At 67.2% G+C, this 11,249-nt stretch carries 10 protein-coding genes; 8 read left to right on the plus strand and 2 right to left on the minus strand.

From position 1 onward, the window contains the following. Positions 1 to 59: 59 nt before the first annotated feature. Positions 60 to 1,544, minus strand: coding sequence for a nucleotide-binding protein (locus tag ACNS88_RS04945; protein ID WP_435094496.1), 1,485 nt, complete (start codon positions 1,542 to 1,544; stop codon positions 60 to 62). A 156-nt stretch (positions 1,545 to 1,700) separates the two neighbouring features. On the opposite strand from ACNS88_RS04945, the gene ahaH reads away from it, so the two are divergent. The 8 genes from ahaH (at position 1,701) to ACNS88_RS04985 (ending at position 9,848) form a co-directional block, all read left to right on the plus strand. Further along, positions 1,701 to 2,057, plus strand: a complete 357-nt coding sequence (gene ahaH, locus ACNS88_RS04950; RefSeq protein ID WP_435094498.1) for an ATP synthase archaeal subunit H — start codon at positions 1,701 to 1,703, stop codon at positions 2,055 to 2,057. Positions 2,058 to 2,061: 4 nt separating this feature from the next. Further along, a complete protein-coding gene (locus ACNS88_RS04955; protein ID WP_435094961.1) occupies positions 2,062 to 4,248 on the plus strand; it encodes a V-type ATP synthase subunit I in 2,187 nt (728 codons plus the stop codon). A 179-nt stretch (positions 4,249 to 4,427) separates the two neighbouring features. Further along, a complete protein-coding gene (locus ACNS88_RS04960) occupies positions 4,428 to 4,679 on the plus strand; it encodes an ATP synthase subunit C-like protein (protein ID WP_004049078.1) in 252 nt (83 codons plus the stop codon). A gap of 21 nt (positions 4,680 to 4,700) precedes the next feature. Beyond that, positions 4,701 to 5,279 (plus strand): V-type ATP synthase subunit E, encoded by a 579-nt coding sequence (locus tag ACNS88_RS04965; protein WP_435094500.1) that lies wholly within the window; start codon positions 4,701 to 4,703, stop codon positions 5,277 to 5,279. Next, positions 5,276 to 6,322, plus strand: a complete 1,047-nt coding sequence (locus tag ACNS88_RS04970) for a V-type ATP synthase subunit C (protein WP_435094502.1) — start codon at positions 5,276 to 5,278, stop codon at positions 6,320 to 6,322. The genes ACNS88_RS04965 and ACNS88_RS04970 overlap by 4 nt, the downstream gene beginning before the upstream one ends. Beyond that, positions 6,319 to 6,648: a V-type ATP synthase subunit F gene (locus ACNS88_RS04975; RefSeq protein WP_435094504.1), complete on the plus strand. Its 330-nt coding sequence runs from the start codon at positions 6,319 to 6,321 to the stop codon at positions 6,646 to 6,648. The genes ACNS88_RS04970 and ACNS88_RS04975 overlap by 4 nt, the downstream gene beginning before the upstream one ends. A gap of 1 nt (position 6,649) precedes the next feature. Then, positions 6,650 to 8,428: a V-type ATP synthase subunit A gene (locus ACNS88_RS04980; protein ID WP_435094506.1), complete on the plus strand. Its 1,779-nt coding sequence runs from the start codon at positions 6,650 to 6,652 to the stop codon at positions 8,426 to 8,428. A gap of 1 nt (position 8,429) precedes the next feature. Continuing rightward, positions 8,430 to 9,848, plus strand: coding sequence for a V-type ATP synthase subunit B (locus tag ACNS88_RS04985; RefSeq protein WP_435094508.1), 1,419 nt, complete (start codon positions 8,430 to 8,432; stop codon positions 9,846 to 9,848). A 52-nt stretch (positions 9,849 to 9,900) separates the two neighbouring features. On the opposite strand, the gene ACNS88_RS04990 is transcribed toward ACNS88_RS04985, so the two are convergent. Continuing rightward, positions 9,901 to 11,094 (minus strand): DUF7345 domain-containing protein, encoded by a 1,194-nt coding sequence (locus ACNS88_RS04990; RefSeq protein WP_435094510.1) that lies wholly within the window; start codon positions 11,092 to 11,094, stop codon positions 9,901 to 9,903. Positions 11,095 to 11,249: the final 155 nt, after the last annotated feature.

The raw sequence follows: 11,249 nt of genomic DNA on the forward strand, positions 1-11,249 counted from the left end.
TCGTGTCGACCGCGTCGACGTTCTCTCCTACACCGCCGCCGTAGAGGGCGCAGCGACCGCTACCGGCCGAGGAGTCGGCTGAAGAAGCCGCCTTTGTCCTCGTCGTCCTCATCGTCTTCATCGCCTTCATCGTCGCCTTCCTCCTCTGAGAGGGCGGTGTTCATAGTCCCCGTGTCGTCGTCACGGAACGGGACGCTGCCGGCGAGTTCGTCGTCCGGATCGGACTCCGTCCGCTCGCTCGGCGTCGGTTCCGGTTCCGACGCGGGTTCCGATTCGGACGGGTCGTCCGGTGACGGCTCCACAGGACTCTCAGCGTCTGCCACCTCGTCCCCGGCGGTTGGGTCGTCCCCGGCGGTCGGGTCGTCCCCGGCGGTCGGGTCGTCCTCGTCGTCGAACTGCTCCGAGCCGAGGTCATCTTCGATCATCGCTTCGAGGTCGTCGCCGTCGACGTGGTCCTCGCCGACCGTCTCCGTCTCACCGTCGACGGGGCCGGCGTCGGCGTCGACCTCGGTGTCGGCTGCGCTCTCCGAGTCTTCGCCCGCCGCGTCGTTCTCAGCGGAGTTCGCGGGTTCAGCCTCCCCGATGTCCTGGACGGGCGACTCCGCGGCGACAATGATATCCTCCTCGTCGGCCGGCTCGCTGAGGCCGGCCCGCTCGGAGTCAGCGACAATGATGTCCCCCTCGTTCCGCGCGTCCGCCTCGTCGTCCGATTCGTCGGTCTCGTCCGGTTGTTCGGTGCCCCCTTCGGAGCCGTCTTCCGCCTCCCCGTCGCTCGTCTCTCCGTCGTCAGCCGCGGCTGTGTCGCTCCCGACTGCGAGCCCGGAACCGTCGATCGCCGCGCCGGTCAGCGCCCGTGTCAGATCGCGGTACGCACGGGTCGCCGGCGCGTCCGGGGCGAAGACCGGAAGCGGTTTGGCCGACTCCGCCGCGCGCACCACCGCGTCGTCTTCCGGGATCCGTCCGATCACCGGCGTGTCGAGCAGCTCTTCGACCGCGTCGATCGGGCCGTCGTCCGCGGCGGTCGCGGGATCGAGGCGGGTGATCGCGGCACCCGCGACAGAGCCGCCGAGCCGCTCGGTCAGCTGTCGGGTCTTCTCCGTGTCACCGAGGGCGCTCCGCTCCGCCGTGGAGACGAGGAGCGTCTCGTCCGCGAGCCCGAGCGGGAGCGTGGAGTCGTGGGAGAGCCCTGCGCCGGCGTCGACGAACACGTAGTCAGCGTCGTCAAAGGCGTCGACGACCGCCCGGAGCTCAGAGGGGTCGGCCGCCGCGTACGCGTCGAGGTCCGCCGCACCCGGGACGACGCGGAGACCGGCCGGACCGGCGTGAACCGCGTCGGTGGGGTCGGCCGCCCCCGCGAGGACGTCGTGTAGGGTGATCCCGCCGGGGGCCACGCCCACGGCCGCCGCGAGGTTCGCCATGCCGAGGTCGGCGTCGATCGCGACGACATCGGCGCCCGAATCGGCCAAGAGCGTCGCGACCGCCGCGGTCGTGGTGGTCTTTCCGACCCCACCTTTCGCCGACGCGACCGCATACACCGTTGCCATACGGTGAGGGTCCGGGGACTAGTACTTAAATGTAGGCGGCGACAGGGCGACCGCGACGGCGTTTCGCCGCAATCGCTCACCCGAATCAGCGGAACTGCCCGCGTACTTTCGCAAACACCTTATACGTCGCTTCTAGAGTTTCAGGCGATTAGTAGCATGGCGAGACCAGAGGTGCTCAACTCGATCAAGCAGGCCGAACGGGATGCGGACGAGATCATCGCGGAGGCGGAATCGGACGCCGACGAGCGCCTCGCCGAGGCTCGACAACGTGCGGAGGAAATCCGCGCGGAGGCCGAGGAAGAGGCGAACTCCGAGGCTGACGACCGGCTGGCGGCGGCCCGCGAAGAGGTCGAGGAACGCCGTGAGGAGATCCTCGACTCGGGTCGTGCCGACCGCGACGAGCTCGAACGCGAGGCCCGCGACCGCGTGGACTCGGCCGTCGACTACGCCGTCGAACGGTTCGAAGAAGCGGTGAACCAACAGGCCGAGGAGGCGGTGGATGCTCAGGCCTGAGCGGATGAGCAAGGTGTCGGTGACGGGCTCGAAGCGCGTCATCGACGACGTGATCGAGGCGACGTACGAGCACCACTCCCTGCACGTCACCGACTACGACGAGCGCTACGAGGGCTTCGCGCCCGGCGAGTCGCTCGACGGCGCGGAGACCGTCAACGAGAAGCTCGTCACCGTACGCTCGCTCGAAAGCATCCTCGACGTCGAGGACGGCGAGGCCGACGGGGGGCGCGCGCTCGACGACGAGGAACTCGAAACAGAGCTGTTCGACGTGCGCGACCGCGTCAACGAGCTCAACGACCAGCGCGACGATCTCATCGGGGAGATCCGCGACCGACAAGAGGAGATCGACCGAATGGAGCCGTTCGCGGATCTTGGCATCGAGCTCGACCTGCTGGGCGGCTACGACTCGCTCGAAGTCGTCGTCGGCGAGGCGAAGCCGGACGCGGTCGAGGCGGCGCTCGCCGACGCGGACGGGATCGACGCGTTCCAGGTGTTCGCCGGGAGCGGCGTCATCGCGATCTTCGGACGCCCCGCCGACGGGGCCGACGAGGGCGTCCTACAGGACTCGCTCGTCGGCGTCGACATCGCGCTGCTCGAAGTGCCGGACGCGGAGGCGAGCCCGAGCGAATACGTCGCGGGGCTGGAACGCGAACGCGAGGAGCTCCGGGCCGATCTTGAAGCTATCGAGACCGAGCTCGCGGCGGTGAAAGAGGAGGCGGCCAGCTTCCTGCTGCGCGCCGAAGAGCAGCTCACAATCGAGGCAGAGAAGAAGCAAGCGCCGCTCTCCTTCGCGACCACCGAGAACGCGTTTATCGCCGAGGGGTGGGTTCCGACCGAGACGTTCCCCAACCTGGAGGCGGCCATCGCCGACGCGGTCGGCGACCACGCCGAAGTCGAGGAGCTCGAGCGCGCGTCGTTCACGCCCGACGGCGACCACCACACGGAGGCGGTCGCGGACGGCGGCGCCGCGGACGACACCGATCGCGAGGCGGCCACGGACGGCGGTCACGCGGGCCACGGCAGCGACGACCCGCCGGTCGTCCAGAGCAACGGAAACGCGGCCGGTCCCTTCGAAGTGCTCGTGCAGGGCTTCGGGCGGCCGAAGTACTCGGAGTTCGATCCGACGCTCTTAGTCTTCCTCACGTTCCCGCTCATGTTCGGCTTCATGATCGGCGACATAGGATACGGCGTGTTGTACGCCGCCATCGGCTACTTCCTGTACAGCAACTACGAGGGGACGTTCCGCGAGCTCGGCGCCGTCGCGCTGTGGGCCGGCGGCTTCACGATCCTGTTCGGGGTCTACTTCGGGCTCGACGTGTTCGGCTACCACGCCTACCAGCTGCTGCCGGGTGAGGTTCACTGGCCCGTCGGCGGGAAGGGCCTCTCGCCGGCCGACATCGACTGGGCGCTGTCGTTCCTCGTCGCCAGCGTGCTGTTCGGACTCGTCCACCTGAACGTGGGGCACATCCTCTCGTTCGTGAGCAACTACCAGCAGCACGACCTGAAACACGCGATGTACGAGGGCGGCTCGTGGCTGCTGATCCTCAACGGCGCGTGGATCTGGATCTTCAGCCAGCAGCTCCCCGGTCCGAAGCCGGACTTCCTGTTCGAGTCGTTCTCGATCCTCACGTTCGGGGCGGTATCGTTCGCCGGCTTCCCGGTCGCGGTCGGGTACGCCGCCATCGTGGCCATCGTGCTCGGAATCGTCCTGCTCGCGATCGGTGAGCCGCCGGAGCTCGCCGAGGTGCTCGCACCGATTGTCAACGTCATCTCGTACGCCCGGATCATGGCCGTCCTGCTCGCGAAGGGCGGGATGGCACTCGCCGTGAATCTGCTGGCGTTCGGGGCGTACATCGACGAGGGGGGCGACGGGAGCTTCCACTTCATCTTCTCCGCCGACTACCTCGAATACGTCCAGAACCACCCCGGTGACTACGAGCTCGTCTTTGCCGGGATCACGACCGCGTTCGACCCGGCCTCGATCGGCGCGGTCGGCGTCCTGGCGCTCGTCGGCGGGATCGTCGTCGCGATCGTCGGACACATCGTCGTCCTCGCGCTCGGGGTCACCTCTGCCGGCATTCAGGCGGTGCGTCTCGAGTACGTGGAGTTCTTCGGGAACTTCTATCACGGCGGCGGCGACAGCTACCTGCCGTTCGGCTACGACCGTCAGTACACCGCCGAGGACGACTGACGGTCGCGGTCCGCTCCGGGACTAACCTCGCGGACAGCACACATAATCAAAGATCAGCGTCGTGAGACGTATTTCTCTCCCGTGTCAGGGGCGCGCTATTCGGTCGTTTTGGGAAGCTTTATGACCACTGTGGCGGCAACTAGCAACTGTTCGGAGACGAGCAACCGCAACTACTACCAATGCTTGAAGCTACCAACGAACTCGGGAACGTCGCACTGCAGGCCGGTGGAACGCTGACTGACGCCAACGCCGCGGCAGCACTCGCTGTCGGGCTGGCAGCGCTCGGCGCGGGCTATGCCGAGCGGGGGATCGGTTCCGCGGCCGTCGGCGCGATGGCCGAGGACGACGATCTGTTCGTCAACGGGCTCATTCTGACGGTCCTCCCTGAGACAATCGTCATTCTCGCACTCGTCGTCGTCTTCATCGTCTGAGCGGCACTCCCTTTCACACCAATGAGTTTGGACACTGTCGTTGAGGACGTTCGAGACGAAGCACACGCGCGTGCAGACGAGATCCGTGAGGCGGCGGAGTCCGAGGCGGACGAGATCGTCGCCGAGGCGGAGGCCGACGCCGAGCGCATCCGCGAAGAGCGGCTCGCCGAGGTCGATCGACAGATCGATCAGGAACGCGAGCAGACGCTCTCCTCGGCCAAGCTCGAGGCCAAACAGGAGCGGCTCGGCGCCCGTCGCGACGTCTTAGAAGACGTCTACGACGATGTCGAAGCCACCATCGACGGGCTTGACGGCGACCGGCGCCGCGAGCTGACCGAGACCTTACTCGACGCGGCTCTCGCGGAGTTCGACGACGACGCGGACGTCGCCGTCTACACCCGCGCCGAGGACGTCGAGCTCGTCGAGGAGCTCGTCGATGGCCGCAACGCCGAGGTCGACGGCGAAGTCGACTGCTTCGGCGGCGTCGTCGCGGAGAGCGACACCTCTCGCGTTCGCGTGAACAACACGTTCGACTCGATCCTGGAGTCCGTCTGGGACGACGAGTTGAAGAACATCTCGGAGCAGCTGTTCGACCAATGAGCGCCGCCGGGAGCTCGAACCCAGAGTACGTCGTCGCGCGGGTTCGTGCCCGCCGCGGCAGCCTCTACGGCGACGAGGAGTACCGGAAGCTGACCCGGATGGGCCCGGCGGAGATCGCTCGGTTCATGGAGGAATCGAGCTACGGCGCGGATATCAACGCCCTTGGCAGTCGCCACGGCGGCGTGGACCTGATCGAGTACGCGTTGAACCGGAATCTGGCCGGACAGTTCGACGACATCCTCGACTGGAGCGAGGGGTCACTGTACGACCTCATCGCCCGATATCTCCGCAAGTTCGACGCCTGGAACGTGAAGACGGTCATCCGCGGCGTCTACACGGACGCGGACCAGTCGGCCATCGAAGTCGACCTGATTCGCGCCGGCGAGTTCGACGACCGACTGATCCGGCGGCTGCTCGAGGCCGACTCCATCGACGCGGTCGTCGAGGTGCTCGAAGACACCATCTACGGGGACCCGCTGCGGGAGGCGTACACGGAGTACGAGGAGACGGATACACTCGTGCCGCTGGAGAACGCCGTCGACCGCGCGTTCTACGATCGGCTCCTGTCGGGACTCGGGAACGACGAGCCGACCCGTCAGTACGAGGCGTTCCTCAGGGCGGAGGTCGACTTCCGGAACGCAACGAACGCCCTCCGGCTCGCCCGGTCGGGCGCGGATATCGACCCGGCGGCGTACTTCATCGAGGGCGGCGAGCTGTTCACCCGCGGGTCGCTCGCGCGGCTCGCGCGGAACCTCGACGAGCTCGTGGAGTACATCGGTGACAGCCAGTACGGCGAGGAGCTGGGGCCTGCACTCCGCGAGCTCGAGGAGGCGGACAGCCTCATCGCGTTCGAGCACGCGACCGACGCCGCCCTGCTGGCGTACGGCGACCGGCTCGGCACGGTCCACCCGGTGTCGATCACACCGATCATCTCCTACATCCTCGCGAAGGAGCGCGAGGTGGAGAACATCCGGGCGATCGCCCGCGGCAAGGAGGCCGGTCTGTCGGCCGACGAGATCGAATCGGAGCTGGTGATAACATGAGCCAGGAGATCGCCGTCGTCGGGAGCCCGGAGTTCACGACTGGATTCCGGCTCGCCGGCGTGCGGAAGTTCGAGAACGTACCGGACGACGAGAAGGACGAGCGGCTCGACGACGCCGTCGAACGGACCCTCGACGACGAGGGAACCGGCATCATCGTGATGCACACCGACGACCTCGACCACCTCTCGCGGGGGACCCGCGAGGCGGTGGAGGGGAGCATCGAGCCCGTGCTCGTGACGCTCGGCGGGTCCGGCGCCGGCAGCGGCGGGCTGCGCGACCAGATCAAACGAGCCATCGGGATCGACCTGATGGAGGAGGACGACTAATATGAGTAAAGCAGAATCCACGGAGACCACCCCAACCGAAGACGGTGTTATCCAAAGCGTGAGCGGTCCGGTCGTGAGCGCCCGCGACCTCGACGCCCGCATGAACGACGTCGTCTACGTCGGCGACGAAGGCCTCATGGGGGAAGTGATCGAGATCGAAGGCGACATCACGACCATTCAGGTGTACGAGGAAACCTCCGGGGTCAGCCCCGGCGAACCCGTCGAGAACACGGGCGAGCCGCTGTCGGTCGACCTTGGTCCGGGCATGCTGGACTCCATCTACGATGGCGTCCAGCGTCCCCTGGACGTGCTGGAGGGCAAGATGGGCAGTCCGTACCTCGACCGCGGGGTCGACGCGCCCGGCATCGACCTCGAGCAGGAGTGGGAGTTTGAACCCACGGTCGAGGTCGGCGACGAGGTCGGCCGCGGCGATATTGTCGGCGTCGTCGAGGAGACGGTCACCATCGACCACAAGGTGATGGTACCGCCGGACGCCCTCGAGGAGGACGAGACCACCGAGGTCACCGCCATCGAGGCGGGCTCGTTCGACGTCACCGAGACGGTGGCCGAGCTCGCCAACGGGACGGACGTCTCGATGCACCAGGAGTGGCCCGTCCGCGAGGCGCGGCCCTCTGAGAACAAGAAGACCCCCCGGACGCCGCTGGTGTCCGGTCAGCGCATCCTCGACGGACTGTTCCCCATCGCGAAGGGCGGGACGGCCGCGATCCCGGGCCCGTTCGGCTCCGGGAAGACGGTCACCCAGCACCAGCTCGCGAAGTACGCCGACGCGGACATCATCATCTACGTTGGCTGCGGCGAGCGCGGCAACGAGATGACCGAGGTCATCGAGGACTTCCCAGAGCTCGAGGACCCGGCCAACGGCAACCCGCTGATGGCCCGGACCTCGCTCATCGCGAACACCTCGAATATGCCCGTCGCGGCGCGTGAGTCCTGTATCTACACGGGGATCACGATCGCGGAGTTCTACCGCGACATGGGGTACGACGTGGCGCTGATGGCCGACTCCACCTCGCGGTGGGCGGAAGCCATGCGCGAGATCTCCTCCCGGCTGGAGGAGATGCCCGGCGAGGAGGGGTACCCCGCGTACCTCGCCGCCCGGCTCGCGCAGTTCTACGAGCGCGCCGGCTACTTCGAGAACGTCAACGGGACGGAGGGGTCCGTCTCGGCGATCGGCGCGGTGTCGCCGCCCGGCGGCGACTTCTCCGAGCCGGTCACCCAGAACACGCTTCGTATCGTGAAGACGTTCTGGGCGCTCGACGCGGACCTGGCGGAGCGCCGCCACTTCCCGTCGATCAACTGGAACGAGTCGTACTCGCTGTACAAAGATCAGCTCGACCCCTGGTTCGAAGACGAGGTCGCCGACGACTGGGCGACGAAGCGTCAGTGGGCGGTCGACGTACTCGACGAGGAGACCGAGCTGCAGGAGATCGTCCAGCTCGTCGGGAAGGACGCGCTGCCCGACGACCAGCAGCTCACCCTCGAGATCGCCCGGTACCTGCGCGAGGCGTACCTCCAGCAGAACGCGTTCCACCCGGTGGACACGTTCTGTCCGCCGGAGAAGACGTACCTCATGCTGACGACGATCGAGACGTTCAGCGACGAGGCGTTCGACGCCCTCGAAGCGGGCGTCCCCGTCGAGGAACTCGTCGACACCGAGGCCGCTCCCCAGATCAACCGGATCGGCGTCCAGGAGGAGTACGAGGAGTACATCGAGGAGCTCAAAGCGGAGATCACCGAAGAAATCCGGAGCCTCTACTAACATGAAAGAGTATCAGACTATCACCGAGATCAGCGGCCCCCTCGTGTACGCCGAGGTCGACGAGGCGATCGGCTACGACGAGATCGTCGAGATCGAGACGGCACAGGGGGAGACGCTGCGCGGACAAGTACTCGAATCCTCGGAGGGCGTCGTCGCCATCCAGGTGTTCGAGGGCACCTCCGGTATCGACCAGAACGCGTCCGTCCGCTTCCTGGGCGAGACGATGAAGATGCCCGTCACCGAGGACCTCCTCGGCCGGGTCCTCGACGGCTCCGGCCGCCCGATCGACGACGGCCCGGAGATCGTCCCCGACGAGCGACAGGATATCGTCGGCGCGGCGATCAACCCGTACTCCCGGGAGTATCCGGAGGAGTTCATCGAGACGGGCGTCTCCGCCATCGACGGAATGAACACGCTCGTTCGCGGCCAGAAGCTCCCGATCTTCTCCAGCTCTGGCCAGCCGCACAGCGAGCTGGCGATGCAGATCGCCCGGCAGGCCAGCGTGCCCGAAGAGGAGGAGAGCGGCGAGGACAGCTCCGAGTTCGCCGTCATCTTCGGCGCGATGGGGATCACGGCCGAGGAGGCCAACGAGTTCATGGAGGACTTCGAGCGTACCGGTGCACTGGAGCGCTCCGTCGTCTTCATGAACCTCGCGGACGACCCCGCCGTCGAGCGGACGGTCACCCCGCGGATGGTGCTCACGACGGCCGAGTACCTCGCCTTCGAGAAGGATTACCACGTCCTCGTCATCCTGACGGATATGACCAACTACTGCGAGGCGCTCCGCGAGATCGGGGCGGCCCGCGAGGAGGTCCCGGGTCGACGCGGGTACCCGGGGTACATGTACACCGACCTGGCGCAGCTGTACGAGCGCGCCGGGCGGATTCAGGGCCGTGACGGCTCGGTGACGCAGATCCCGATCCTCACGATGCCGGGCGACGACGACACGCACCCGATCCCGGACCTGACCGGGTACATCACGGAGGGGCAGATCTACGTCGACCCAGACCTGAACAGTCAGGGGCTCGAGCCCCCGATCAACGTGCTCCCCAGCCTGTCGCGGCTGATGGACGACGGGATCGGCGAGGGGCTCACCCGCGAGGACCACGCCGACGTGAAAGACCAGATGTTCGCGGCGTACGCGGAGGGCGAAGACCTGCGCGACCTCGTGAACATCGTCGGTCGCGAGGCGCTTTCGGAGCTCGACAACAAGTACCTCGACTTCGCGGACGCCTTCGAGTCGGAGTTCGTTGACCAGGGCTTCGACCAGAACCGCGACATCGAGGAGACGCTAGAGATCGGCTGGGACCTGCTCTCGATGCTCCCGAAGGACGCCCTCAACCGGGTCGACGAGGAGTTCATCGAGGAGTACTACCGCGAGGACGACTCCGAGCGCGAAGTCGTCGAAGCGGCCGACTGACGCGTTCCTTCTTTCCACTCTTTCGCCCTCGAACAGCGGCTGCGCCGGATGCTCACTCTCCGTCGCCGTCGTTCTCGACCAGATCGATTACGTTCTCCCGACCGATCCGAAGCTTCTCGACCTCGTCGTCGTCGGCCATTCGCGAGAGCACGCGCGACGTCTTCGATTTCGACCAGCCGAGCGCGTCGACCACGTCGGACTGTTTCATCCGTCCGCCCTCCTCACGGAGCGCGCGCTCGACGCGGTCTTCGTCCGTGAGCAGCGTCGGGTCCGGGTCGCTTGAGTCAGCCGATTCCTCAGACGCGAGCGCTCGCTCCTCGGTGGGCGCCGGCGTTCTGTCGCCGGATCCCTCCGATACGGTAGCGACCTGCTCGTCCTCGGCGCTCTGCTTCGCGGCGACACCGCCCTGTCTCGAGGGGCTCGCTGCGGGAGAATCGCTGTCGTCGCCGAGCGCGAGACGACCGGTCCGGACGGCGAACGCGACGACAAATACACCGGCGAGGAGGAGGCCGACGAGTGCGACGGCGGAGATCGGGGCGTCGGCTCCACTGCTGTCTCTGCCCGCGTTACCGCCCTCGTCGCCGACACCCGTCGCGGGCGCGGCGCGGACGCTCGGCCGGCCGTCGGCGAAGTCTTCACGCCCCCGCCACTCGACGACGCCGTCGTCGATCTGATCCGGGGTCGGCGAGGCGTCGGCGATCGCGTAGCCGTCGGGGGCCGAGATCGCCAGCGCGTCGTCGTCGCCGATGAAGAAGCCGCCGTCGAACACGTCGCCGACGACGACCGCGTCGCCGTCGACGGCCGCGAAGCCGGTCCACGTGAAACGGAAACTGACGACGCCCCACCGACGCGGCACCTCCTGTATCGACGTGTCGGCCTCGAAGTCGATTGCGCGCATCTCGCGGTCCGCCGAGTCGTTGGCGGCCGCGACGACGCCGGTCATCCGGTCGGCGAACGGGTCGAGGTAGCGACTCGTGTTCGCTCGGAACTGCGCTTGAAACCGCTCGTACTCGGTGACCGCCGACTCGTTTTCGAGCCGCGTCCGGAGGGTGATCTCCCACGTCCCCGAGCCGTCGGCGGCGAGGTCGATCCGCGTGATCGTGTTGTCCGGCTCCGGCTGGTCGTCGGTCTGTGGAACCCCCGTCGTCTGTGCGCCAGCGGGCGCGGCAAACGCGACGGCGGCGACACAGCAGGCGGCGACGAGGAGGGCGGCGATCGATCGGACCGTCCGATCGCGTCGTCTCATTAAATCGGGGTTGTTCGGCTCGCGGGTTAAACCTACAGATCGTCGTGTGACGCCAATCGCGAAATCCGTTGCAACTCGGTGCAACGGTCGCTCGCGCGGTGCAATCCGGCGAAACAGAGCGCAACGAGCCGCCACGGTCGACCCGGTATATGTGG

Source organism: Halorubrum shenae, from assembly GCF_051194165.1.
Lineage (GTDB): Archaea > Halobacteriota > Halobacteria > Halobacteriales > Haloferacaceae > Halorubrum.

Coding starts and splice junctions, on each gene's coding strand:
- ahaH (WP_435094498.1), top strand. CDS start 1,701: ATGGCGAGACCAGAGGTGCTCAACTCGATCAAGCAGGCCGAACGGGAT.
- ACNS88_RS04965 (WP_435094500.1), top strand. CDS start 4,701: ATGAGTTTGGACACTGTCGTTGAGGACGTTCGAGACGAAGCACACGCG.
- ACNS88_RS04970 (WP_435094502.1), top strand. CDS start 5,276: ATGAGCGCCGCCGGGAGCTCGAACCCAGAGTACGTCGTCGCGCGGGTT.
- ACNS88_RS04955 (WP_435094961.1), top strand. CDS start 2,062: ATGAGCAAGGTGTCGGTGACGGGCTCGAAGCGCGTCATCGACGACGTG.
- ACNS88_RS04945 (WP_435094496.1), bottom strand. CDS start 1,544: ATGGCAACGGTGTATGCGGTCGCGTCGGCGAAAGGTGGGGTCGGAAAG.
- ACNS88_RS04990 (WP_435094510.1), bottom strand. CDS start 11,094: ATGAGACGACGCGATCGGACGGTCCGATCGATCGCCGCCCTCCTCGTC.
- ACNS88_RS04975 (WP_435094504.1), top strand. CDS start 6,319: ATGAGCCAGGAGATCGCCGTCGTCGGGAGCCCGGAGTTCACGACTGGA.
- ACNS88_RS04985 (WP_435094508.1), top strand. CDS start 8,430: ATGAAAGAGTATCAGACTATCACCGAGATCAGCGGCCCCCTCGTGTAC.
- ACNS88_RS04980 (WP_435094506.1), top strand. CDS start 6,650: ATGAGTAAAGCAGAATCCACGGAGACCACCCCAACCGAAGACGGTGTT.
- ACNS88_RS04960 (WP_004049078.1), top strand. CDS start 4,428: ATGCTTGAAGCTACCAACGAACTCGGGAACGTCGCACTGCAGGCCGGT.